Raw genomic sequence first — 23494 nt, 5'->3', positions numbered from 1 at the left:
GGAAGCATGAACCGACAGCACCGCCTGCCGCACCCCGCCTGGATGTCCAACCCCCAGTGGAGGTTCATCCTGCGCCACCTGACTCCGGGAGACATCCGGGCGACCCCCGCACAACTCGCCACGCTCCGCTCGTTCGCCGACGTCGGCGACCCGCCGGCGGACGCCGTGGCGGCGATGATCGCGGAACGTCCCGGCGGAAGCGGCCGACGGCTGTTCGAACGTGCCCTGCACGAGGGCATCGACGCCCTCGACGACCCGCCGCGCGAGCTGGTGGACTTCTTCGCCGAGGTCGACGCCGTCCCGTACTGGGTGGACGCCGATCGGCTCGACCACGGCGCGAGGGTCATCGGCCGCACCGGGCTGTTCGGGCTCACGATGGTGATGCCGTGCTTGTCCCTCTACGGCGGCTACCTGGCCTCCCGCGCCAACAAGACCCTCGTGCGCACCGGCGATCTCGACTCCATGGCGCCGCGCCGCCTCGCCGAGACCGCGAGCTGGTGGGTCGACGTCACCACGCCCGGCGGGCTCGGACGCTTCGACACCGGCTTCAAGCAGACGATCCGGGTGCGCATCATGCACGCCCAGGTGCGCGCGGCGATGCGCCGCCGCGGCGACTGGGAGCACGAGGCGTGGGACGCCCCGATCAACCAGATCCAGACCGCCGGGACCCTGCTGCTGTTCTCCCTGGTCATGCTGCTCGGATCGCGTGCCCTCGGATTTCGGTTCTCCGCCGCCGACCAGTCCGCGGCCCTGCACCTGTGGCGCTACGTGGGTCACCTCATGGGCGTCCACCACGACCTGCTCCCCACGTCGGAGGCCGACGCGTGGCGGCTGTTCTGGCTGGAGGGCTCCACCGAGTTCTTTCCCGACGAGGACTCACGCCGACTCGCCGACTCCCTGATGAACGCCGCGGCCCCGCTGCTCCTCCCGCCCCGCCTGAAGAACTCCGCCACCGCCCAGCGCGTCCTGACCCACTACCTGTTCTCCTACAGCCGCGTCGTCCTCGGCAAACGCAACGCCGACTTCCTCGGCGCCCCCGACCGGAAGGCGTACCAGGCCGCCGTTCTCGGCACCGCCGCCGCGGTCTTCGCCGCGGAGACCGTCCGCCGGGCGGTTCCCGGAGCGACCCGCCTCAGCGAACGCTTCGGGCAGCACCGCCGCACCGCCCTCATTCAGCGGATGCTCCTCGAACAGCACGCCGACCGCACCCACAGCCGCCTGGACGCCGGCCGTTCCGCGCAAATCGGCCGCGGACCCCTCACCGAAGGGACGTGAGTGGCCCGATGTGGCCGGAGAGTGGGTCTGGGCAAGATCGCGAATAGCGTTCATATTTCCGGTCATGATGGGTAAGCGCGTCTCGCGCACCGCAGTCGTCGCGCTCGTGTTCACCGTGGCCCTGGGGCTGATGACGGCCCCGGCGCTCGGCCACGCCGAACGCGAGGTCAGGTTTCCGGCGGGGACGGGCAAGGTCCCGACGTACCGGAAGGCGCCGGCGTCGCCGCGGCTGGTGGTGTGCAAACCGGAGTCGGCCGAGCTGATCAAGGGCTACACGGGGTGGCTGAAGACGCTCAACGAACTGCTGCTGGCGGAGTGCTCATACCGGCACATCCAGGCCGCGGTGAACGACGTCACCGTGCGCGGCACGACGATCTACGTGCTGCCCGGCACGTACCGCGAGGAGCCGAGCCGCGCCGAGCCGAGCCCGCGCTGCGCCGCGCTGGAGGACCAGGACCTGCTGACCTACGCCGAGCAGTACGCCTGCCCGAACCTCCAGCAGCTCGTCGCGATCTTCGGGGACGAGACGCCGGACGACGACGACTACTCGTGCGACAGCGCGCGCTGCGACCTCCAGCTGGAGGGCACCGGCCGCGAGATGACCGACGTCGTCGTCGAGGGCGGGTTCACGTCCGACGGGACCTGGGCCAAGCTCAACGGCATCCGGTCGGACCGCGCGGACGGCTTCTACCTGCGCAACATCACCACGCAGCTGTTCGAGTTCAACGGCGTGTACATCCTGGAGCAGGACGGCTTCGTGATCGACCGTGCGCTGGCCCGGTGGAACGAGGAGTACGGCTTCCTCACCTTCGCCAGCGACCACGGCCTCTACACCGACTGCGTCGGCCATCACAACGGTGACGCCGGGCTCTACCCCGGCTCGGCGTCACCGCTCAACGGGCGCCGGCATTCCGTCGAGATCCAGCGCTGCGACTCCCACCACAACGCGCTCGGCTACTCCGGCACCGCCGGGGACTCCGTCTACGCGCACGACAACAAGTTCCACCACAACTCGGCGGGCGTCTCGATGGACAGCGCCTTCCCCGGCCACCCCGGCCTGCCGCAGAACCACGCCACGTTCGAGAACAACCTGATCTACAGCAACAACGTCAACTACTACGGCAACGTCTGGGACGGCACCTGCGCCAAGCTCCCCAGGGACCGGGGCCACGAGGACGGCGTGGTCTGCCCCGCCCCACCGGTTCCGGTCGGCACCGGCCTGCTCCTCGGCGGCGGCAACGACAACAACTACGTGCACAACCGCCTGTACGACAACTGGCGCAGCGGCTTCCGGCAGATCTGGGTGCCCGCGCCGCTGCGCGGCGAGAACGACTGGACGAAGTTCCGCGACACCTCGCACCGCAACCGGTACACACACAACGCCTTCGGCGTGGCGCCGGACGGCAGGGTCCTGCCCAACGGCCTGGACGTGTGGTGGGACGAGCAGGGCGACGGCAACTGCTGGCAGGACAACACCTCGTCCTGGGGGACGGTGAAGTCCGATCCGGCCCGCCTGCCCGACTGCGCCCACCCGTCCGGCTGGACGATCTTCTCGCCGTTCGGCAACCTGCTGAAGGTCCTGGCCGCCCTGCCGTGCTCGGAGTACGGCCGCGACAAGCCGAGGCCCGAGGGCTGCGACTGGTTCGACACCCCCACCCGCCCCGCCCCCTGACGGGCGGACCGGGACCCGGCCGGATGCGGGCGCCGTGTCCCGGACGAGCGCCGGCGCCGGCCCGGCCCCGTGTCGCCGCGTCCCGGGTTCGGTCAGGTGTCGGTGGTCAGGGTCGTCCAGCGCCGCTGGGCGGGCGCGTGCCATTCCTGGTGCAGGTCCTTGAACACGTTGGCCGCGCGGACCCCGATCCAATGCGGCGGGAGCAGTTCACGCGGCAGCTGCGGGTCGAGGCGCGGGAAGCGGCGCCACGCGTCCACCAGGCGGACCTGGGCGAGGAGGACCTGGTCGCCGGGGTCGGGCTGCAACCCGGCGAACTCCCGGACGAAGCCCTCGTAGGCGGTGGCCAGGTCACCGAGATGCCAGGCCTGCTCGACCATCGTGCGCTCGGAGCCGATGCCGGAGAAGGGACCGCAGAACGAGTACACCTCCGCGTCCAGGCCGAGGCTCTCCACCACCTGTTTGGCCTCGGCCTCCCGGGACGTGTGCGGGCTGATCCACAATCCGGGGCGGGGCTGCCGAGGCCCGCCCACGTCAGCCGGTTGCGCAGCTGGTGGCGCAGGTCGCGCTTGGCCTCCGGGACGCTGGCCAGCAGCACCAGCCACCGCCCGTCCCACGTGTCGCGGTCGCGGCCGAACGAGTAGATCCGCTCCGCGCCCTCGGTCAGCAGCGCGTGACCGTGCCCGGTCAGCGCCCAGCGGACCCGCCGCCCCGAACGCTCGGACGCGATCCAGCCGTCCGCCGCCAGCCGGTTCAGCGCCTGGCGGGCCGACTTCTCCTCGATCTTCAGGCCGGTCAGCAGGTGGAGCACCGTCGACGTCCACACAGGCCGGCCGTGCGGGAGCACGAACTCGCCGAAGACCGTCAGCAGAAGCGAACGGGCCGTGCCCGCGCCCATCTGCTGACGGCGGCTGAGCGAGGGGACGGGCGCGGGCGCATCGTCATCGTCACGGGACATGGCGGGGCCGTTACTCCTTGACTGGGAACGTCCACAGGATAGCCATCGCCACTTGACGAACATCCGACGCGACGTCGCGTCCATGACGGACCACCGGCCCGGCTGCGCGCGCAGCCGGGCCGGTGGCCGTGGGGGTGGGAGGTGGGACCGGTCAGTCTCCGAGCGGGCCGAACTCCTTGCGGGTGTCGATGACCTCGCCGACCAGGCTCCAGCGCTCGCCCTTGAACTCCATCATCTGCATCGACTCGATCGGGAAGCCGTCATCGGGCCCGGTCTTCATCGTCACGCCGGGCAGCAGCATCGGCACCTCGACGTTGTTGAGGTTGTGCACCGAGTCGCGCAGGCCCTCGCGGGTCTTGCACTTGGCGGCCTCCATCGCCTTGTGGAAGCTGCTCGCCACCGCCCAGCCGTAGGCGTGGTACGGCACGGCGGGGTCGGCGCCCGGCTCGTACTGCTTCATCTTCGCCTTGTACAGCTTCATCTCCGCGTCGTCATCCCACTGCGGGTCGTTCGGGTCCTTGTAGTACGTGGACGACACGACGCCCTGCACGTTCTTGAAGCCGACCGGCTTCAGCACCGTCACGGACGCGGCGACGTTGTTCAGGACGTGCAGCGGGTTCCAGTCGGTCATCTTGGCGTCGGCGGCCAGCGCCTGCGAACCGAACTTCGGCGTGGTGATGTTGAGGAACACGTCGGCGCCCGAGCCCGCCAGGTCCCGCATCTGCGCCTCGACGCTCGGGTCGGTGACCTCGTAGCTCTTCTCCTGGACGATCTTGATCTTGCTGCCCTCGATCGCCTTCTTGAAGCCTCCCAGCAGGTCCTCGCCGAAGTCGTCGTTCTGGAACAGGACCGCGACCTTGGCCTCCGGCTTCTCCTGCTTGAGGTACTGGGCGTACACCCGGCCCTCGGAGAGGTAGTTGGGCTGCCAGCCGATCGTCCACGGGTGCTTGTCGTCGGCCCCCCACTTGGACGCGCCGGTGGCCACGAAGATCTGCGGCACCTTCCGCTGGTTGGTGTAGTCCCACGTCGCCGTCGTCGACGGCGTGCCGAGGGTCTGGAACAGCGCGAACACCTGCTCCTGCTCGACCAGCCGGCGGGCCTCCTCGACCGCCTTCGGCGGCTGGTAGCCGTCGTCGCGGACGGTGAACTCCACCTTGCGGCCGTCGATGCCGCCCTTCTCGGCGTTGACGTAGTCGAAGTAGGCCTGGATGCCCTTCGGGATGGCGCCGTAAGCGGAGGCCGGGCCGGACAGCGGGTAGATGCCGCCGAGCTTGAGCGTGGAGTCGGTGATGCCGGTCGTCTGCTGCCCCTCGCACGCACCGCTCGCGGTGCCGCCGCCGTCGCCGTCGTCGCGTCCGCCGCAGGCCGCCGCGGTCGTGGCCGCCAGCAGCACGGCCGCCGACACCGCCGTGCCCCGCATCAGCACCCCGCCCCCGCTGATTGACCGGCCTCTTCCCATTGATCGACGCATGCCCTTACCCCTTCCGGAGGATCCTGTTAGAGCGGGTCTTGTTGAACCAGTGCGCGGCGCGTCCGGCGAGCCCGGCGAGCCCGGTCGGAGCGACGTACATCACCGCGATGATCAGCAGCCCGAAGATGACCCCCGGCGCCGCCTTGTTGATGTCCTGGGAGAAGCTCGGCACGAACATCACGAACAGGCCGCCGAGCAGCGGCCCCCAGGTCGAGCCCAGTCCGCCGACCACGATGCCCGCCAGCAGCGTGATCGAGAGGTTGACGGTGAACGAGTCGGGTGAGACGAACCCGATCGTCCACGTGTAGAGGCAGCCCGCCGCGCCCGCGAACATGGCGCTCCACGCGAACGCGAGCCGCTTGTAGGACGCGGGCTTCACGCCCATGACCTCCGCCGCCGTCTCGCTGTCGCGGACGGAGTGCAGCGCCCGGCCGACCCGCGAGCGCAGCAGCAGGCGCACCGCCACGAACGCCAGGATCGTCACGGCCAGCGCCAGGAAGTACAGCCACTGGTCGGGGGCCAGGCCCGTCCAAGCGGGCGCCGACGGCTTCTCCAGCGTCAGGCCCATCGACCCGCCGGTCACCGACTCGAACCGCTTGAGGAGCGGCACGATGAAGATCGCTATGGCGAGCGTGACCAGCGCCAGATACAGCCCGCGCAGCCGGGTGGCCGGCACCCCGAACGCCAGCCCGATCACGAACGCCAGCGCGGCCGCGAGCGGCAGCGTCAGCGGGTACGGCAGCTCCCAGTGGAACATCATGACGGCCGTCCCGTACGCGCCGACCGCGAAGAACGCGCCGTGGCCCAGCGAGATCTGCCCGGCATGGCCGGTCAGCAGGTTCAACCCGAGCAGCGCCACCGCGTAGACCATCACCATCGTGAACTGGAAGACGCGGAACGGGACCAGCTGGAACGGCGCCCACACGGCCGTCAGCAGCAGTACCCCGAGCGCGATCCACCGCCAGTTCCGCACGGTGAACGCCACCAGGCGGTCCCGCGGCGTCGCGGGCGCCGGCCGCTCGTCCTTGGCGGGCTCCGGCGTGTCCACCGCCCGGGTGGTCTCCGTGGCTTCCGTCGATTCGCTCATGCGCGTTCCACCGCCGCTCGTCCGAACAGGCCTTGGGGGCGCAGCAGCAGGACGCCGAGAATGACGGCCAGCGGAACGCCGATCTTCAGGTCGGAGCCGATGGCGTCCACATACGACCCGGCGAGGGTCTCGGCCACGCCGACGATCAGGCCGCCGACCACCGCGCCCAGCGGGCTGTCGAAGCCGCCGAGGGTGGCCGCGGCGAACGCGTAGATCAGGACGCCGCCCATCATGTTGGGCTCCAGGAACAGCAGCGGGGCGACGAGGACGCCCGACACCGCGCCGACCATGGCGGCCAGGCCCCAGCCCAGCGCCAGCGTCCGGCCGACCCGGATGCCGACCAGCCGGGCCGACTCGGGGTTGGTGGCCACCGCGCGCATCCCGAGGCCGACCTTGGTGTAGCGGAACAGCAGGTAGAGCAGGCCCATCACCCCGCCCACCACGGCGAACACGCCGAGCGTGGAGTAGCCGAGGCTGACCCCGCCGGCGCGGAGCGCGCCGTCCGGGAACGGGTTCGGGAAGTCCTTGATCAGGAACGACCAGATCCAGCCGGCCGCCGCGTTGATGAAGATGAACAGGCCGACGGTGACGATCACGAGGGTCAGCTCGGGGGCGCCCTCCACCGGCCGGATGATCACCCGTTCGATCAGCATGCCGCCGATGAACGAGATCGCGAGCGTGAGGACCAGCGCGAGCCAGAACGACAGGCCCGCGTCGATGAACGTCCACGCGACGTAGGTCGCGAACATGGCCAGCTCGCCCTGGGCGAAGTTCACGATCCCGGTGAACTGGTAGATCAGCACGAGGGCGAGGGCCAGGCTCGCGTAGATCGCGCCGGCGCTCAGCCCTCCGATGACGGTCTGCAGGAAGTCGGCCATGACTAGATCCGGTATCCGAGGTAGGACTGGGCGACCTGATCGTCGGCCCGGATCTCCGCCGCCGAGCCCGACAGCACGATCCGGCCGCTCTCCAGCACGTGCGCCTGCCCGGCGATGCCCAGCGCCAGATGTGCGTTCTGTTCCACGACGACCACGGTGGTCCGCTCCTCCTGGTTGATCGATTGGACGATGCCGAACAGCTCCCTGGTCACCAGCGGGGCCAGGCCGAGCGACGGCTCGTCCAGCAGCAGCAGCCGGGGCCGCGACATCAGCGCCCGGCCGATCGCGAGCATCTGCTGCTCACCGCCGCTGAGGCTGCCCGCCGGCTGCTTGACCCGCTCCTTCAGCACGGGGAAGTGGCCGTACACGCGTTCCAGGTCGGCCTGGACGCCGGCCCGGTCGCGGCGCGCGTACGCGCCGAGCCGCAGGTTCTCCTCGACCGTCAGCGGCATGAACGTCCCGCGTCCCTCGGGGACGTGCGCCACGCCGTGCCGGGCGACGGCGTCCGGCGAGCGCCCCGACAGTGCCGTTCCGTCGAGCCGGACGGTGCCGCGGCCGCGGATCACCCCGCTGAGCGCCCGCAGCAGGGTCGTCTTGCCCGCTCCGTTCGGCCCGAGGATCGCGCAGATGTCGCCCTGGCCGACCCGCAGGCTCACGCCGTGCAGCACCCGCACGGCGCCGTAGCCCGCGTGGAGGTCCTCCACCACGAGGAAGTCCTGGCCGGTGCCCTTGGCCACGGCCACCTTCGCCTCAGTCCCCTCTGTGGCCTTTCCGACCTCTTCGGCTTCCGCAGTGTCTGTGGCCTCTTCGGCTTCCGCGGCGTCTGCGGCTTCTGTTGCCTTTTTGGCCTGTGTGGCCTCTGTGGCCTCGCTCGGCTCGCTCATGCGGCTGTCCCCAGGTAGGCCTCGATGACGGCGGGATCGCGCTGGACCTCCTCGGGCGAGCCCTCGGCGATCTTCTTGCCGAAGTCCAGGCAGACCACCCGGTCGCAGGTGCCCATCACGAACCCCATGTGGTGCTCGACGACGATCACGGTGACGTCGAAGTCGTCCCGGATCGACTGGAGCCAGCCGGCGAACTCGTCGACCTCGCCGAGGCTGAGGCCGTTGACGGGTTCGTCCAGCAGCAGCAGCCGGGGGTGGGCGGCCAGCGCGCGGGCCAGCTCGACCCGCTTGAGGGTGCCGAACGGCAGCCCGGCCGCGGGATGGTCGGCGACCTCGGTCAGATCCAGCCGTTTGAGCAGCTCGTCGGCCTCGCCGCGCAGCCTCCGCTCCTCGCTGCGGACCGACGGCAGCCGCAGGCTCGCACTGACGAAACCGGCCCGGCCGTGGTGATGTGCGCCGACCATGACGTTGTCCCGGACGGACATGCGGGGGAAGAGCCCCAGGTTCTGGAACGTCCGGGCGATGCCCAGCGCGGCGATCGCGTGCGGCGCCACGGCGAGCAGGTCCCGATCCTCGTAGGTGACCTTGCCCCCGTCGGCGTCGTAGCGGCGGGTCAGGCAGTTGAACAGGGTCGTCTTGCCGGCGCCGTTCGGTCCGATCAAACCCACCATCTCGCCGCGCCGCACCTCGAAGCCGACACCCCCCAGTGCGGTGATGCCTCCGAAGCGAACGGTAAGATCGTGAACCTCCAGCATCCGGCCTCCTGTGCGCGGGGTGCGGCGGCGCCGCCCTCGGGCGGTCACCACAGAACGGTGTTCTGGAGCAGGGGTCCTCACCGTAAAATCCGCCGCTCAGCGCGCACATTGGGCACGGGAACCCAAGATGTGACCTGGGTATTGTCCGTCCCGCACAGCGTCCGTCTCGGACGTGTCACGGACCGTTGACGCTGGGCGGATACCCAGCAATCATCCGGACATGTCCGCTGCATTCAGCACGGGAACGCTCAGCGATACGGAGACGCTCCGTACCGAACGCTCACGAATCCTCGCCGAACTGCTCCATGTCGTCGACGAGCTGGCGGACAAGGCCGTCGAGACCATGCGCAAGGAGATCCCCGCCTACGCCGCGAAGGGCGACGACTTCTGCGCCGACGTGCGCGAACAGGTGGGCCGGCACTACCGAACGAAGCTCGCCGTGCTCCTGGAGGAGCGCACGGTCACGTTCGAGGACATCGCCTTCACCCGCCGCGCCTCGATGCGCCGCGCCCAGGCCGGATTCGCCCTCGCCGACTACATCAACGCGTTCCGGGTCGGCCAGCAGATCTTCTGGGAGGCGGTGGTCGAGCACGCGGGCCGGTCGTACGCCGGGCACGAGGCGGCGCTGACGCTGGCGTCCCCGCTCATGCGGTACTGCGACTTCGCCAGCACGCACGCCGCCAACGCGTACGCGGAGTTCCAGCAGTACGCCGCCGCGGAGACCGTCCGGGAGAGCCGCGACCTGGTGGAGCTGCTGCTGGGCGGGGAGGCGCCCACGCGCGGGCCGCAGCTCGCGACCGCGCACGCGCACGGCCTGAACCCCGACTCGCGCGCCCCGCTGGTGGTGGTGGCGGCCGTCCTGGTGGGGTCGGAGTCCCAGGTGGACGCCCAGCACGCGGCATGCGCGGCGATCGCCCGGACCGAGGTCAACAAGCACCGCACGCTGTCGGTCGTGCGGCAGTCGGAGATCGTGGCGGTGCCGGCGCTCGGCCCCGGCGGCGACGTCGGGAAGCTGTGCGACCGGCTCCAGGCCGTCCAGGAGAACCTCCTCGCCGAGGGGATCGTGCTGGCGATGGGGATCAGCACCGTCGTCGAGGGCATGGCGCAGATTCCCCGCGCCTACCAGGAGGCGCGGGCCGTCCTGGATTACCTGCCGGAGGACGGCGGTGTGGCGGCGCTGCCGCGGATCTCCCCGTTCGAGTACATGGCGCTGCGGGCCGACGACACCGCCCGGCACCTCGTCGACCCGCGGGTCGCCGAACTGCTGTCGGAGGACCGGATGCGCGGCGGGGTGCTGACCGCGACGATCCGGGCGTTCGCCGCCGCGGACCTCAACCTGCGCGCCGCCGCCGAACAGCTGCAGATCCACCACAACACCGCCCAGTACCGGCTCCGCCGCATCCAGGAGCGGACCGGCCGGAACCTCCGGCATTTCACCGACCTCGTCGATCTGCTGGTCGCCATCGCCCTGCAGGACGTGTTGCCGCCCACCACCAATCCCGGGCGGAAAAGACTGGTCTCCGCGACCAATGAGGCGGACGGGATAGCCGACGTACCGTCGGCCCATGAACCTCGCTGAGCGGCTCCGGACCGCCGCCGAACGGCTCGGCGCACGGACGGTTCTCACACTGGACCGGGAGGGGCTCAGCTACCGCGCGCTGGACCTGCTGAGCGCGCGCATGGGTCTGCTGCTGCGAAGACGCGGGGTCCGGCCCGGAGACCGGGTCGCGGTGATGCTCCCGAACGTCCCCGAGTTCGCCGTCGTCTACTACGGGGCCATGCGGATCGGCGCGGTCGTCGTCCCGCTCGATCCGCTGCTGAAGCGGCGGGAGATCGCCGCGTACCTCGACGACAGCGGCGCCCGGCTGGTGATCGCGTGGCACGCGTACGCGGAGACCGTGGAGGCGGGGACGGCGGACACCCGGACCGACTTCATGTTCGTGGTGCCGGGCGAGTTCCGCAGGCTGCTGCGCACGATGGCGCCCGAGCCCGACATCGTCCCGAAGGCCGCCGGCGACACCGCCGTGATCCTCTACAGTGCCGGGACGACGGGCCGCGCCAAAGGGATCGAGCTCACCCACGGCAACCTCGCCAGCAACGCCGAGACGGTGGCGCGGATGCTCGCACTCGGGGTCGACGACGTCGTCCTCGGGGCGCTGCCGCTGTACCACGCGTTCGGCCAGACGTGCGCGCTCAACGCCACGATCCACGCGGGCGGGCGGCTCACGCTGCTGCCGCGGTTCGAGGCGGGCCGCGCGCTGGAGATCATCCGGCGGGACGGGGTGACGGTGTTCCACGGCGTCCCGGCCATGTACATCGCGCTGCTCGACCAGCCCGGCGTGTCCGACCTGTCGCTGCTGCGGATCTGCGTGTCCGGCGGCGCGGCGATGCCGCTGGACGTGCTGCGCGTGTACGAGACGCGGTACGACTGCCCGATCATCGAGGGCTACGGGCTGAGCGAGACCTCCCCGCTGTCGGCGTCCAACCGGGGCGGTCCGGGCCGCCGGCAGGGGTCGATCGGGCGGCCGGTCCGGGAGGTGGAGATGCGGGTCGTCGGCGACGACGGCCGGGAGGTGCCGTGCGGCGAGATCGGGGAGATCCTCGTGCGCGGGCCCAACGTGATGAAGGGCTACTGGAACAACCCGGAGGCCACGGCGGAGGCGATCCGCGACGGCTGGTTCCACACCGGCGACCTGGGCCGGGTCGACGACGACGGGTTCTTCTTCCTGGTCGACCGGCGCCGCGACGTGATCATCCGGGCGGGCTACACGGTGTATCCGCGGGAGGTCGAGGAGGTCCTGTACGAGCATCCCGCGGTGCGCCAGGCCGCCGTCATCGGGTTCCCGCATCCCGAGGTCGGCGAGGAGATCGCGGCGGCCGTGGCGCTGCGCGCCCCGGCGAGCGCGGACGAGCTGCGCCTGTGGGTCAGGGAACGGGTGGCGGCGTACAAGTATCCGCGGCGCGTGTGGTTCGTGGACGAGATGCCGACCAGCCCCACCGGCAAGATCCTCAAGCGTGCTCTCGGGCTGTCGTTCCCCACGGCGGACCCCGCGCCGCCGGACGACCACCCCGGCGGCCTCACACCGGCCAGGCGGCAGCACGACTAGCCGCACCCGCCGGCCGGGTTTCGCCGGTACGGCCGCGGGTAAGCGCGCGGCGTGGACGGTGCCGGCCGGAGTGGGCATCGCGGCGTCCCTCATACCGCCGATCTGCGGATCGAGGCGTGGGCGCCGGACCGTGAGCGCTGCGTCGCCGAGGCCGTGCTGGGCCTGGTGGAGTCGTTCGCCGACACCACCGGCGTCCGGCCGTCGCGCACCGCCTCGCTGGACGTGCCGCCAGGCACGGACGCGGACCTGCTGGTGACCGTGCTGGACGAGGTGATCTACCGGCTGGAGGTCGGCGGGGAGATCGTGCTCGGCGCGGAGATCACCGAGGCGCCGGGCGGCGGGCTCGCGTCCCGGCTGGAGGTCGGCGACGCGGCGGAGGCCACGGCGGTCGGCGCGGTCCCCAAGGCAGTGTCCCTGCACGCCCTGCGCTTCGGCGTCGACCCGGCGACCGGCGGCTGGTCCTGCGCGGTCACGATCGACGTGTGATCGGGCGGGCGTCAGCCCTTGACGACCCCGACCGGGGTCAGCCGCACGACCTTGCGGCACAGGCCCGCGCCCTCGCTCGCCTCGACCACCGCGGACACGACGTGTGATCGGGCGGGCGTCAGCCCTTGACGACCCCGACCGGGGTCAGGCGTGCGACCTTGCGGCACAGGCCCGCGCCCTCGCTGGCCTCGACCACCGCGGACACGTCCTTGTAGGCGTCCGGGGTCTCCTCGGCGAGCCCGCGCCAGGACGAGGCGCGGACGGCGATTCCGCCCCGCTCCATCTCGGCCCGCAGCTGCTTGCCGCTGACCCCGCGGGCGGCCTGGTGGCGGCTCTGCGCGCGACCGGCCCCATGACAGGTGGAGTGGAACGCGGGCCCGTCCGGCACCCCGGCGAGGACATAGGAGGAGGTGCCCATCGTCCCGGGGATCAGGACCGGCTGCCCGGTTTCGCGGAGGTCGGGCGGGAGTTCGGGATGGCCCGGCGGCAGCGCCCGCGTGGCGCCCTTGCGGTGCACGCACACCCGCCGCCGCTCACCGTCCACCCGGTGGTCCTCCATCTTGGCGAGGTTGTGCGAGACGTCGTAGACGAGGTCGAGCCGCGCGCCCGCCACCCGCCGGAACACCTCTCGCGTCGCCTGGGCGAGCAGTTGCCGGTTGGCGCGGCCGTAGTTGGCCGCGGCGGCCATGGCGCCGAGATAGGACCGTCCCTCGGGCGAGTCGACCGGTGCGCAGGCGAGCTGCCGGTCCGGCACCTCGATGCCGTGCCGGGGCATCGCCTTCTCCATCGCCCGGACGTGGTCGGTGCAGATCTGGTGCCCGAGGCCGCGCGACCCGCAGTGGATCATGACGCAGATCTGGCCGGGCCGGAGCCCGAACGCCTCGGCGGCGTCCGCGTCGTACACCTCGGCGACCTGCTGCACCTCCAGGAAGTGGTTGCCCGATCCGAGGCTGCCGACCTGCTGGGCGCCCCGCTCCACGGCCCGTTCGCTCACCTGGCCGGGGTCGGCGTCGGCGACCGCGCCCGCGTCCTCGCAGCGCAGCAGGTCCCGTTCGTCGCCGTGGCCCTGCTCGACCGCGTAGCGCGAGCCGCCGGTGAGGATGCCGGTCAGCTCGCGCCGCCCGGGCAGATGCCACACGGCGCCGCGGCCCATGCCTCGGGGGATGGCCGGGTCCAGGCCGTCCATCACGTCCTCCAGGACGGGCCGAAGCTCCGCCTCGCCGATGTCGGCCGCCATCAGCCGGACGCCGCACGAGATGTCGAACCCGACGCCGCCGGGCGAGACCACGCCGCCGTCCCGCGGGTCGGTGGCCGCGACACCGCCGATCGCGAAGCCGTACCCCCAGTGGATGTCCGGCATGGCGTACGACGCGTCCACCACGCCCGGCAGCGCGGCCACGTTGGCGACCTGGTCGACCGCCTGGTCGGCCGTGGTCAGCAGGTCCCGCGAGGCGAACACCACCCCGGGCACGCGCATGGCGCCGGACGGCTCGATCCGGAAGCGGTACGCCCCGTCCTCCACCAGTCGCACGGGCGATCACACCGTGGCGGGCTGCGTCAGATACCGGTCGAACCACCGGGCGGCCATGGCCGTCACCTGTTCGAGCGTGCCGGGCTCCTCGAACAGGTGCGAGGCCCGAGGGATGATCTCCAGCCGGTGCTCGGCGGCGTGCATCCGGCCGGCCGCGTCGTCGTTCAGCCGCAGGACCTGCGGGTCCCGCGCCCCCACGATCAGCAGCACCGGCGCGCTGACCCGTTCCAGCGCGTCCCCGGCGAGGTCGGGGCGGCCGCCGCGCGACACCACCGCGCGGACGTGTCCCGGACGCCGCGCCGCCGCGGCCAGGGCGGCCGCCGCCCCGGTGCTCGCGCCGAACAGCCCGACCGGGTACCCGGCGGTCGGCGGCGCGTCGGCGAGCCAGTCGATCGCCCCGATCAGCCGCCCGGTCAGCAGCCCGATGTCGAAGCGCAGCTCGCCGGTGGCGGCGTCGGCCTCGTCCTCCTCGGCGGTGAGAAGGTCGATCAGCAGGGTGCCGATCCCCGCCTCGTTGAGGCCGGCCGCGACGGCCCGGTTCCGCGGGCTGTGCCGGGAGCTTCCGCTGCCGTGCGCGAAGAGCACCACGCCGCCCGGTTCGTCCGGCAGGGCCAGATCGCCCGGCAGCGACGCATCTTCAAGATCAATCGTTACGTTCGCAATGTTCATACCGCGGGGCTACCCCTCCGACCGGCCCCCATGCGGGCATCTCAGCCGGTGCGCCCGGCCCGCGCCGGCCGCCGGCCGGAACGGCTCCGCTCGCGCAGCCGGCTCAGGACGTGCCGGGCGTCCGCCGCGACCCCGCGCAGGGTGGCGGACGCGAACGAGCGCTGCCACTCCAGCCCGACGTACCCGAGCCCCGAATGGGTGGTGGAGACGCCGCCGTCGTGGCGTGGCCGTCCGTTCGCGTCGAGCGCGCCGAGCCCGTCCAGGTACTCCACGCCCGGCCGGTACCCGGTGGCCAGGAGCACCACGTCCACCCGCTCCCGGGTCCGGTCGCTCCAGACGACCTGGTCGCCGTCAAGGCGCGTGAACATCGGGCGGCGGTCGGGATTCCCCTTCGCGATGGTGTCCCGGTAGGCGCCGGTGTCCATGACCGGGGTGCCCTTGCCGCCGGTCAGCAGCGGTCGCGCCCACCCGGCGGTGTCCAGCCCGGTCCGGTGCAGCCACAGGTGGACGTCCCGGCCCAGGACGCGTTGCGCCATGAAGCGCAGCGGGTGCCGGGTGGCCAGGGTGACCCGCGCGTGGGCGGCCAGCTCGATCGCGATCTGCACGGCCGAGTTCCCGCCGCCCACGATCACCACCCGCCGCCCCGCGAACGGTTCGGGCCGCCGGTACTCGGCCGAGTGCAGGACCGTGCCGGTGAAGGCGTCCAGCCCCGGCAGGACGGGCCGGTGCGGACGGCTGAACTCGCCCGTCGCCGCGATCACCAGCGGCGCGGCGAAGACCTCGCCGTTCGCCGTGACGGCCTCGAACCCGCCGGAGCCCGCCGCGCGCACCCGCTCGACGCGGTGTCCGGTGCGGATGTCGGCGTCCAGCCGGGCCGCGTAGTCGGCGAGGTAGGCGACGACCTCGTCGCGCGCGGGGTAGCCGTCGGGGTCACCGGGGAAGGTCGCGCCGGGCAGGGCGCTGCGCCGGGCCGGGGAGAACAGGGTGAGGCTGTCGTAGTAGTGCGGCCATGCCCCGGCCGGCCGGTTCGCGGCCTCCAGGACGACCGGACGGCCCATGCCCAGCGCCCGGACGGTGTGCGCGGTGGCCAGACCGGCCTGGCCGCCGCCGATGACGACGACCGGCGCGGTGCCGGCGGACGGGCCTGCAGGCGTGTTGGTGGACCTGGTGGAGGACATGCCGGCAAACATATCAATGCTTCATGAAACATCAAAATGTTTCGGAGTGGGAAACCGTGTGGCCGGTGTCGGCCGCTTCGCGATCATGGTGTGGCCGCAGGCGGACGGATCGGGAGAAGGTGGTCATCCAGGCGGTAGGGAGGCGGAAATGGGCGTGGAGTTCAACCCGTACGACTTCCACGGGGTCGACGCGGACCCGTATCCGGCGTACGCGCGGCTGCGCGAGGAGGCACCGGTCTACCGCAACGAGGAACTCGGTTTCTGGGCCCTGTCCCGCCACGCCGACGTGCTCGCCGCGTTCCGCGACGCGGCCCGTTTCTCCAGCGTCAACGGGCCGCTGCTGGAACAGCGGAGCTGGGGTCCGGAGGCGCGCAAGGCGCTGTCGTTCATCGCGATGGACCCGCCCGAGCACACCCGTATGCGCAGGCTGGTGTCCCGCGCGTTCACCCCGCGGCGCATCGCCGAGCTGGAGTCGGGCGTCCGCGTGATCGCCCGCCGCCATATCGAGGCCGCGCTGGAACGCGGCGAGTTCGACCTGGTCGCCGACATCGCCGCGCCGCTGCCCACCGACGTCATCTCCGAACTCGTCGGCGTCCCCGAGGAGAGCCGGGCCGAGCTGCGCCGGCTGGGCGACGCGGCGCTGCACCGGGAACCGGGGACGCACGAGATCAGCCAGGAGGGCGCCACCGCCATCCTGGAAATGGTCGGGCACTTCGCCGAGATCGTGGCCGACCGGCACCGGCGGCGGCGCGACGACCTCGCGTCCGCGCTGCTGGACGCCGCCGTCGACGAGGATCCGCTCACCGACGAGGAGATCATCGCGTTCCTGCACCTGCTGGTCGGGGCGGGCAACGAGACGACCACCAACCTCATCGGCAACGCCTGGTACTGGGCGTGGCGTCATCCGGCGCAGCGGGCCAAGGCGTTCGAGGGCCGGGTCGCCGACTGGGTCGAGGAGACCCAGCGCTACGACACCGCCGCACCGACCCAGCTTCGGACCCTCACCGAGGACGTCGAGCTGCACGGGACGCGCCTCCCCAGCGGCGGCCGCGTCATGCTGCTCCCCGGCGCGGCCAACCGGGACCCGAGGGTCTTCGAACGGCCCGAAGAGTACGACCTGGACCGCGACACCAGCGAGATGCTGAGCTTCGGCAGCGGCCCGCACTTCTGCCTGGGCGCCGCGCTGGCCCGGCTGGAGGCCCGGGTCGTCCTGGAGGAGATGGTGGAACGGGTCGCCGACTTCGACCTGGACCCGTCCGCCGGAGCGCGTCGGCACTCCATCTACATCCGGGGGTTCGCGTCCCTCCCCATGACCGTCACCGCCCGCTGACCGGGCCTTCCGCAACGCCGATCAGGGCTTCCGCAACGCCGATCAGGGCTTGCGGGCCACCGCTCCGAGCCAGACTTCGCGCAGGTCCTCGCGGATGACCGGGGGATCCGGCATCCGCCATTGCGAGATGCACACCAGGCCCGGATCGTGCGGTTCCAGGCCGTCCAAGAACCGTTCGATGCCGGCGCGGGTCCGCGGATGCATCGGGGCGTTGCTCTTCGCGAACACGTCCATTCCCGACCGGTTGTCGTCGGGCCGCGTCCGGCGCACCTCCTCGTCGGTGATATGGGAGATGACCAGATGGCTGCCGGGGCACATCGCGTCCGTGAGGACCTTGATCGACCCGTGCGGATCGTCGGCGTCGGGGACGAAATGCAGAACGCCCGTGGCCAGAACGCACAGCGGCTCGTCGAAATCGATCAGGCGGCGGGTCTCGAGGTGCGCCAGAATCCGTTCCGGGCGCCGCAGATCCTCCTCGACGACCGCGACGGTACCGGGATCGTCGGCCAGCAGCGCGCGGGCGTGGGCGCAGACGTTCGGGTCGTTGTCGACGTACACCACGTGCGAGCCGGGCGCCTGCCGGTGGGCGATCTGGTGGACGTTGTCCATGGTGGGCAGGCCGGTGCCGACATCGAGGAACTGGCGTATCCCGTACCCGGCCATCAACCGCACGGCCCGGCCGATGTACTCGCGATGCTGGCGCGCGTACAGGGGCGACAGCGGCTCCAGCTCGGTCAGCCGGTCGGCGGCCTCCCGGTCGGCGGCGAAATTGTCCTTGCCGCCGAGCATCGCGTCATAGATCCGGGCGATGTTCGGGACGCTGGCGTCGAAGTTCGGTGGCACTGGAGTCTCCGCTGGCCGGACAGGGGAACGCCACACTATCCCCGGCCTCGGCACCACGGCATCCGGCCGCATAAGGCGCGTGCGGCCGGATGCGGCCTTCAGCGATTCCGCCCGCCCCCGCGAGGCGAATCCCCGCCTCAGGGGGTCGGGACGGCGCTGGATTCCCTGTCCCGCTCCCGGCTTCGCCCGACGGTGAGGAAACCGATCAGCGCGGCGATCGCCGCGATGAGCTCGCCCGCCAGGCTGATCGTCTTGTCCGCGTACCACGACGGGTCGTACATGCGCGGAATCGGACCGAGCTGCCCGAAATCGACGAAGTAGTAGATGAGGACGGCGCCCGCGGCGCTCGCGGCGACCAGGAACGCTATCGCGTACGTCCATCTGCGCGCCCACACCAGGACGAGCACGCCCGCCACCGCGGCCGCGATCGCCTGGGCGTAGAACAGCGTGTCCCCTGGAATGGTGCCGCCCGGAGTGTTGGGTCCCGGCGCCATGCCAGGCGCGAAACGCCAGTGGATGATTGCGTCTGCCGCGAGTCCCGCGGCGACGAGTAGTCGAAGAACGATGCCCATACCCATGGCACGGTCATACCCGCTCGCCGGATCAAATCCGCCGGACAAAAATTCGTCCGGCCCCCTCACCCGGCCTGCCGCGCCGCCTTGACGCGCCGATAGCTCCAATACAGGAGGGCGAACAGGATGAATCCGGACAGGATGAGGCCCGACCCGGTGCTCCATCCGCTGAGCGGCAGCCTCGGCTCGAGACCCCACAGCACGCCCGCGCCGAGCAGGGTCAGCCCCGTCAGCACCGAGCCGGTGAGGCGCCACCACGAGGTGACGCTCTCCTCCGCCGCCTGAATCGCCCGCAGCCGGACGGGTTCGACGAAGCGGTTCACGGACGGGAACTCGCGGGCGAGGATGAGCAGCCCGGCCAGCACCATCAGCATCCCCGGGCCGGGCAAGACGAGCAGCGAGATGCCGGCCAGCAGAACGATCCCGCCGACGACGAGCATCACACCGCGTTTGGCGGACCTCCCGTACCCCATGCTCCCCCTCCGTCCGGCGGGGCCCCCGCCCGCACCGCTTCCACGCTAACGGCGGCGGGCGGATGCAGCGGTAGATCTCGCGCACGGGGAGGTCCGCAAACTCCCCGCCCGTCAACCGGGAAGACGCGTCCTCCCGTTCCGGGCGAAGGAGGCGGCCGGCGGAAGATCGCGCGACGACGGCCCCACGTGGACGGTATAGGCGCCGCCGGGTGTCGTCCACCCACCGGAAGGCCGTCGATCTTCGGGGTTCATGCGTCCGCCTCCGTCACTTCTCCTTGTAGGCCGCGTCCATCTGCTTCAGGACGGAGGCGGGGTCGGCCTCGCCGGCGAACATTTCCTGGACGCCGGTGAAGTGCGCCTGCTGCACCTTGGGGTTTGGCCACAGCTGGTCCATGAACGGGACGGTCTTGCCGGCCTTCTGGAAGTCGATGAGCGGCTGAAGCGCGGGGTCCGCCTCGAACGTGTCGTTGGGGACGCTGGGCAGGTTCCCGGTGGCCCCCGCGTAGAGGTTCATGGCCTCCGGCGTGGCGAGGAAGTCGATGAACTTCGACGCCAGATCCGGGTTCCCGGCCTTGGCGTTCAGGGCGAACGCACCGCCCGCGGCGCCCGGCATGCGAGTCTCGTCCGCGTCGTCGGTGGCGGGGACGGGGAACAGCCCGAACTCGGTGCCCTCCGGCGCCTCGGACTTGAGCTGGTTGAGCGTGGACGTCACCTGGATCATGGCGACGGCGTCCCCCTCGGCCAGCTGGGACACCGACGTCTCGAAGGAGGTGCCGAGCGGGTCCTTGGAGAAGCAGCCGCGCTCGTCCATCTCCAGGTACTTGTCCATCGCCGTCTTCCAGCCCGATCCGGCGAAGGTGGCGGACCCCGCCTTCATCTTCTGGTCGAAATCGGGGTTCGAGGCGTAGACGGTGGTGGGAACGAGGGCATAGTCCACGAGCTGTGTGACCCAGTCGGTCTGGTTGCCGAGAGCGAACGCGACCTTGCCCTTGGCCTTGGCCGCGTCGCAGAACGCGAGGAGCTGCGTCCAGGTGGCGGGGGGCTCGGCGCCGACCTCGTCCAGGGCCTTCTTGTTGTAGAGCGCGCCGATGCCCACGAACGTCAGCGGGACGATGTAGGTCTTGCCGCCGACCTGCGTGACCGGCTTGATGCCGGACGGGATCGCCGACGTCCACGAGCGCCCGGACAGGTCGGCGATGTAACCGGTGGGGGCCAGCACCTCGATCGCGCCGGGGTTGCCGTTGCCGGGCCAGGCGAAGAACACGTCGGGCGCGGTGCCGGACGACAGCTGGGTGCGCAGCGTCCCCTGGTACTGGTCGGTGTCGGCGTAGGCGGTGGTGATCTCCACGCCGGGGTTCTTCTGCTTGAACGCCTTGACGACGGCCTCGGTCCCGGCGCGGTCGGTGGCGACGGCGGAGATCCGCAGGCCGTCCTCCCCGGAGGACGCGCCGGTGCCGCTGCTGCAGGCGGCGGCCGCGAGCGCGACGGCCGACATGGTCAATGCTGCACAGATTCGGGTGCTGCTTGTCATGGCTTTCTTCCTGGTGGGGGGTGGAAGCCGGGCCACTGGCGGGGCGGCGCGGCGGTGAACCGGTAGTGGCCGGAGGCGAGCCCGACGCTCAGGGACCCCGGGCCGGTTTCGGTGATCTCGATCCCCGTGGCGCCGGGGGTGCCGGTGAGCGGCCGGTCGCTCTCGCGCACGCCCCCGGGGTCGCCGGTGGGGATGACGAGCGTGGCGCCGGGGCCGGGCGGGACGATGACGTCGAGGGTGAGCACGCCGTCCTCCAGCGTCCAGCCGCAGCTCACGGTGCCCCGCGGGGTCACCTGCCGCGCGCGGGCCCAGGTGAGGCGTCCGCCGACGGCGGGTTTCAGCAGCAGCTCGCGGTAGGCGACGGAGCCGGGCGCCTGGCCGATGCCGGCGACGCCGCCGTACAGCCAGTCGCCGACCGAGCCGAGGCTGTAGTGGTTGAAGGAGTTCATCGCGGGCGACTGGAAGCCGCGCTCCCGCGTCCATCCGTCCCAGCGCTCCCAGATCGTGGTGGCGCCGTGCCGGATCGAGTACGCCCAGGACGGATAGGTGTCCTGGTGCAGCAGGTGGTAGGCGAGGTCCGCGCGGCCGTGGGCGGTCAGCACCGGGCACAGCAGCGCCACCCCCACGAACCCGGTGGTCAGATGCCGGTCGCGGGCCTCGATGTCGGCGACCAGCCGGTCCACCGCCGCCGGGACGGCGTGGCCTGGCAGCAGGTCGAACGCGAGGGCGAGCAGGTAGCCGGTCTGGGTGTCGCCCGCGACCCGGCCCTCGTCCGCGTCCACGAAGGCGTCGATGAACGCCTCCCGGACGGACGCGTGCAGCGCGCCGTAGTACTTGGCGTCGTCGTCGTGGCCGAGGACGCCGGCGGTCGCGGCGACCAGTTCCGCGCTGCGCGCGAAGTAGGCGGTGGCCAGCAGGTCGCGGCGGGTCTCGACCCCGACCTGGAGCCAGTCGCCGTAATGGTTGCCGACCGCCGTCCGCCACAGCAGGCCCGGATTGTTCCGGTGGACGTGATCGACCCACGCCTTCATCGCCGGGTAGGACCGTTCGAGGACGCGGCGGTCCCCGTACACCCGGTACAGCTGCCACGGGATGATCACTCCCCCGTCGCCCCAGGCCGGGGCGCCCTCGCGGTCCAGGCACAGCTCGGGGACGACGTCGGGGAACGCGCCGTCGGGGTGCTGCGCGTCGACGACGTCCCGCATCCAGCGGGCGAAGAACGCGCCCACGTCGGCGTTGCGGCAGGCGGTCGGGAGGAACACCTGGGCGTCGGCGAGCCAGCCGAGCCGCTCGTCCCGCTGCGGGCAGTCGGTGGGGATGGAGACGAAGTTGCCGCGCTGCCCCCACCGGATGTTGGACTGCAGCCGCGTCACCGTGGCGTCCGAGCATGCGAACTCGCCCGTCCACGGGACATCGCTGTGCAGGACGCGGCCGGTGACGTCCTTCGGCCGCAGATCACCGGGGTACCCGGTCACCTCGACGTAGCGGAACCCGTGGAAGGTGAACCGCGGCTCGAAGGTCTCCACGGGCTCGCCCGACGCGATGTAGACGTCCGTGGCCTCTGCGGTGCGCAGATTGTCCAGGTAGAGCTCGTCGCCGGTCAGCATCTCGGCGTGCCGCAGCCGGATCCGCCGGCCGCGCTCGGCTCCCCGGACGGTCAGCCGCACGCGCCCGACCATGTTCTGCCCGAGGTCGACGACGCACCGGTCGTCGTCGAGCCGCCGCACCGACCGCGCCGGCAGTTCCTCCAGAACGCGGACCGGCTGGTCGCAGGCCGCTTCGAGGACGCCGGTGGAGGTGTCGGCGACGGCGGCGGGCGTCCAACCGGCGTCGTCGTAGCCGGGACGGTCCCAGCCGGGCAGTTCCTCGCGGGCGTCGACGTACTCGCCCATGAGCATGTCGGAGTACCGGACGGGACCTGCCTGCGCACGCCAGCCGCCGTCGGACAGCACCCAGCGGCGCGACCCGTCCGGGAAGTCCAGCAGCAGCTGGACGATCAGCTGGGGCGCGACGCCGTAGTGCATCGCCTGGTGCCGCGCGTCGAATCCGACGAAGCCGCTCCACCACCCGTCGGCGAGGACGGCGCCGACGACGTTCTCGCCCTCGTTCAGCAGGTGGCCGACGTCGTAGGTCTGGTACTGGACGCGCCGGTCGTACTCCGTCCAGCCGGGCGCGAGTTCGGCGTCGCCGACGCGCCGGCCGTTCAGCCGGAGCTCGTACAGACCGCGCGCACTCACGTACGCCCTGGCGCGCACGGGCCGCCGGCCGTCCAGGACGAACGGTTTCCGCAGGTGGGGGCACGGAAGCAGATGGCGGGTCCGCTCGGTGCGGTCGTCGTCGCGGGGCGGCTCCATGACCGGCGCGGTCGCGGGGTCCCGGGCGATCCACACGGCCCGCCAGTCGTCGGCGTGGAGCAGGCCCGTCTCGAACCAGGAACCGGCTCGTCCCGTCTCCTCGCCCTCGCCGTCCCAGACCGCGACCCGCCAGTGGTACCGCGTGGACGACTGGAGCGGCGGCCCGTCGTACGGGACCAGCACGGAGTCGGCCGACTCCTGCCGCCCCGTGTCCCAGACGACGCGGCCCATGTCCAGGTCGGCTTCGCTCAGGGCGACGGTGATGCGGTAGGCGCTCTGGGCATCGCCCCGCCGGCCCGAACGCAGCTTCCACGACAGCCGGGGAAGCCGCTCGTCCAGCCCAAGCGGACGGTCGAGCATCTCGCAGGTCAACCCATAAGGCGTCAGCGCACCGCTCATCCCTGTTCCCCGTGGGGGGACGACCCCCCACACCCCCCGGTTCG

Annotated in this window: 20 protein-coding genes and 1 pseudogene; 6 read left to right on the top strand and 15 right to left on the bottom strand. The window is 71.6% G+C overall.

From position 1 onward, the window contains the following. Positions 1-6: 6 nt before the first annotated feature. A complete protein-coding gene (locus tag AB0C35_RS24000; protein WP_358459525.1) occupies positions 7-1275 on the top strand; it encodes an oxygenase MpaB family protein in 1269 nt (422 codons plus the stop codon). Positions 1276-1339: 64 nt separating this feature from the next. Beyond that, entirely contained in the window at positions 1340-2947 is a 1608-nt protein-coding gene (locus AB0C35_RS23995; protein WP_358459522.1) for a right-handed parallel beta-helix repeat-containing protein, read from the top strand. 92 nt (positions 2948-3039) lie between these two features. On the opposite strand, the gene AB0C35_RS23990 is transcribed toward AB0C35_RS23995, so the two are convergent. The 7 genes and pseudogenes from AB0C35_RS23990 to AB0C35_RS23960 form a co-directional block, all read right to left on the bottom strand. Continuing rightward, positions 3040-3477 (bottom strand): PaaX family transcriptional regulator C-terminal domain-containing protein, encoded by a 438-nt coding sequence (locus tag AB0C35_RS23990; RefSeq protein WP_358459519.1) that lies wholly within the window; start codon positions 3475-3477, stop codon positions 3040-3042. 29 nt (positions 3478-3506) lie between these two features. Next, a pseudogene (locus AB0C35_RS23985) lies at positions 3507-3842 on the bottom strand (PaaX family transcriptional regulator); the annotation flags it as partial. A 211-nt stretch (positions 3843-4053) separates the two neighbouring features. After that, positions 4054-5322, bottom strand: coding sequence for an ABC transporter substrate-binding protein (locus AB0C35_RS23980; protein WP_358459516.1), 1269 nt, complete (start codon positions 5320-5322; stop codon positions 4054-4056). Between the two features lie 55 nt (positions 5323-5377). Beyond that, positions 5378-6460, bottom strand: coding sequence for a branched-chain amino acid ABC transporter permease (locus AB0C35_RS23975; protein WP_358459513.1), 1083 nt, complete (start codon positions 6458-6460; stop codon positions 5378-5380). Then, positions 6457-7338: a branched-chain amino acid ABC transporter permease gene (locus AB0C35_RS23970; RefSeq protein WP_358459510.1), complete on the bottom strand. Its 882-nt coding sequence runs from the start codon at positions 7336-7338 to the stop codon at positions 6457-6459. Before AB0C35_RS23970 ends, AB0C35_RS23975 begins: the two co-directional genes overlap by 4 nt. 2 nt (positions 7339-7340) lie before the next feature. After that, positions 7341-8075: an ABC transporter ATP-binding protein gene (locus tag AB0C35_RS23965; protein ID WP_358459507.1), complete on the bottom strand. Its 735-nt coding sequence runs from the start codon at positions 8073-8075 to the stop codon at positions 7341-7343. Positions 8076-8218: 143 nt separating this feature from the next. Further along, on the bottom strand, positions 8219-8977 hold the full coding sequence (locus AB0C35_RS23960) for an ABC transporter ATP-binding protein (RefSeq protein ID WP_358459504.1): 759 nt from the start codon (positions 8975-8977) through the stop codon (positions 8219-8221). 220 nt (positions 8978-9197) lie between these two features. Here AB0C35_RS23960 and AB0C35_RS23955 point away from each other — a divergent pair, with 220 nt between their 5' ends. Genes AB0C35_RS23955 through AB0C35_RS23945 form a run of 3 tightly spaced genes read left to right on the top strand, consistent with a single transcriptional unit; the run spans position 9198 to position 12570 of the window. Beyond that, on the top strand, positions 9198-10556 hold the full coding sequence (locus AB0C35_RS23955; RefSeq protein ID WP_358459501.1) for a helix-turn-helix domain-containing protein: 1359 nt from the start codon (positions 9198-9200) through the stop codon (positions 10554-10556). Next, the gene (locus AB0C35_RS23950; RefSeq protein ID WP_358459498.1) at positions 10543-12084 is read left to right on the top strand and encodes a long-chain fatty acid--CoA ligase; all 1542 of its coding nucleotides are present in this window, start codon (positions 10543-10545) and stop codon (positions 12082-12084) included. Before AB0C35_RS23955 ends, AB0C35_RS23950 begins: the two co-directional genes overlap by 14 nt. Positions 12085-12135: 51 nt before the next feature. Continuing rightward, complete coding sequence (locus AB0C35_RS23945) at positions 12136-12570, top strand: archease (RefSeq protein ID WP_358459495.1); 435 nt, start codon at positions 12136-12138, stop codon at positions 12568-12570. Positions 12571-12688: 118 nt separating this feature from the next. Here the strand turns inward: AB0C35_RS23945 and AB0C35_RS23940 are convergent, their stop codons facing one another. Genes AB0C35_RS23940 through AB0C35_RS23930 form a run of 3 tightly spaced genes read right to left on the bottom strand, consistent with a single transcriptional unit; the run spans position 12689 to position 15948 of the window. Further along, on the bottom strand, positions 12689-14101 hold the full coding sequence (locus AB0C35_RS23940; protein ID WP_358459492.1) for an RtcB family protein: 1413 nt from the start codon (positions 14099-14101) through the stop codon (positions 12689-12691). 6 nt (positions 14102-14107) lie between these two features. Next, positions 14108-14770 (bottom strand): dienelactone hydrolase family protein, encoded by a 663-nt coding sequence (locus AB0C35_RS23935; protein WP_358459489.1) that lies wholly within the window; start codon positions 14768-14770, stop codon positions 14108-14110. A 41-nt stretch (positions 14771-14811) separates the two neighbouring features. Further along, the gene (locus AB0C35_RS23930) at positions 14812-15948 is read right to left on the bottom strand and encodes an NAD(P)-binding domain-containing protein (protein WP_358459486.1); all 1137 of its coding nucleotides are present in this window, start codon (positions 15946-15948) and stop codon (positions 14812-14814) included. Positions 15949-16096: 148 nt separating this feature from the next. Between AB0C35_RS23930 and AB0C35_RS23925 the strand changes: the two genes are divergently transcribed. Beyond that, entirely contained in the window at positions 16097-17278 is a 1182-nt protein-coding gene (locus tag AB0C35_RS23925) for a cytochrome P450 (RefSeq protein ID WP_358459483.1), read from the top strand. A 42-nt stretch (positions 17279-17320) separates the two neighbouring features. Here the strand turns inward: AB0C35_RS23925 and AB0C35_RS23920 are convergent, their stop codons facing one another. The 5 genes from AB0C35_RS23920 to AB0C35_RS23900 form a co-directional block, all read right to left on the bottom strand. After that, on the bottom strand, positions 17321-18121 hold the full coding sequence (locus AB0C35_RS23920; protein ID WP_358459480.1) for an SAM-dependent methyltransferase: 801 nt from the start codon (positions 18119-18121) through the stop codon (positions 17321-17323). A gap of 137 nt (positions 18122-18258) precedes the next feature. After that, the gene (locus AB0C35_RS23915) at positions 18259-18615 is read right to left on the bottom strand and encodes a hypothetical protein (RefSeq protein WP_358459477.1); all 357 of its coding nucleotides are present in this window, start codon (positions 18613-18615) and stop codon (positions 18259-18261) included. Positions 18616-18758: 143 nt separating this feature from the next. Next, on the bottom strand, positions 18759-19166 hold the full coding sequence (locus AB0C35_RS23910) for a PGPGW domain-containing protein (protein ID WP_358459474.1): 408 nt from the start codon (positions 19164-19166) through the stop codon (positions 18759-18761). A gap of 265 nt (positions 19167-19431) precedes the next feature. Next, the gene (locus AB0C35_RS23905; protein WP_358459471.1) at positions 19432-20697 is read right to left on the bottom strand and encodes an extracellular solute-binding protein; all 1266 of its coding nucleotides are present in this window, start codon (positions 20695-20697) and stop codon (positions 19432-19434) included. After that, complete coding sequence (locus AB0C35_RS23900; protein WP_358459468.1) at positions 20694-23450, bottom strand: family 78 glycoside hydrolase catalytic domain; 2757 nt, start codon at positions 23448-23450, stop codon at positions 20694-20696. The genes AB0C35_RS23905 and AB0C35_RS23900 overlap by 4 nt, the downstream gene beginning before the upstream one ends. Positions 23451-23494 lie beyond the last annotated feature (44 nt).

Origin of the sequence: Spirillospora sp. NPDC048819 (genome assembly GCF_040650055.1) — a bacterium.
GTDB lineage: Bacteria > Actinomycetota > Actinomycetes > Streptosporangiales > Streptosporangiaceae > Spirillospora.
This window is presented reverse-complemented; position numbering and strand designations above follow the sequence as displayed.

Coding starts and splice junctions, on each gene's coding strand:
- AB0C35_RS23930 (WP_358459486.1), bottom strand. CDS start 15,948: ATGTCCTCCACCAGGTCCACCAACACGCCTGCAGGCCCGTCCGCCGGC.
- AB0C35_RS23970 (WP_358459510.1), bottom strand. CDS start 7,338: ATGGCCGACTTCCTGCAGACCGTCATCGGAGGGCTGAGCGCCGGCGCG.
- AB0C35_RS23915 (WP_358459477.1), bottom strand. CDS start 18,615: ATGGCGCCGGGACCCAACACTCCGGGCGGCACCATTCCAGGGGACACG.
- AB0C35_RS23900 (WP_358459468.1), bottom strand. CDS start 23,450: ATGAGCGGTGCGCTGACGCCTTATGGGTTGACCTGCGAGATGCTCGAC.
- AB0C35_RS23950 (WP_358459498.1), top strand. CDS start 10,543: ATGAACCTCGCTGAGCGGCTCCGGACCGCCGCCGAACGGCTCGGCGCA.
- AB0C35_RS23935 (WP_358459489.1), bottom strand. CDS start 14,770: ATGAACATTGCGAACGTAACGATTGATCTTGAAGATGCGTCGCTGCCG.
- AB0C35_RS23905 (WP_358459471.1), bottom strand. CDS start 20,697: ATGACAAGCAGCACCCGAATCTGTGCAGCATTGACCATGTCGGCCGTC.
- AB0C35_RS23995 (WP_358459522.1), top strand. CDS start 1,340: ATGATGGGTAAGCGCGTCTCGCGCACCGCAGTCGTCGCGCTCGTGTTC.
- AB0C35_RS23925 (WP_358459483.1), top strand. CDS start 16,097: ATGGGCGTGGAGTTCAACCCGTACGACTTCCACGGGGTCGACGCGGAC.
- AB0C35_RS23960 (WP_358459504.1), bottom strand. CDS start 8,977: ATGCTGGAGGTTCACGATCTTACCGTTCGCTTCGGAGGCATCACCGCA.
- AB0C35_RS23975 (WP_358459513.1), bottom strand. CDS start 6,460: ATGAGCGAATCGACGGAAGCCACGGAGACCACCCGGGCGGTGGACACG.
- AB0C35_RS24000 (WP_358459525.1), top strand. CDS start 7: ATGAACCGACAGCACCGCCTGCCGCACCCCGCCTGGATGTCCAACCCC.
- AB0C35_RS23955 (WP_358459501.1), top strand. CDS start 9,198: ATGTCCGCTGCATTCAGCACGGGAACGCTCAGCGATACGGAGACGCTC.
- AB0C35_RS23980 (WP_358459516.1), bottom strand. CDS start 5,322: ATGCGGGGCACGGCGGTGTCGGCGGCCGTGCTGCTGGCGGCCACGACC.
- AB0C35_RS23910 (WP_358459474.1), bottom strand. CDS start 19,166: ATGGGGTACGGGAGGTCCGCCAAACGCGGTGTGATGCTCGTCGTCGGC.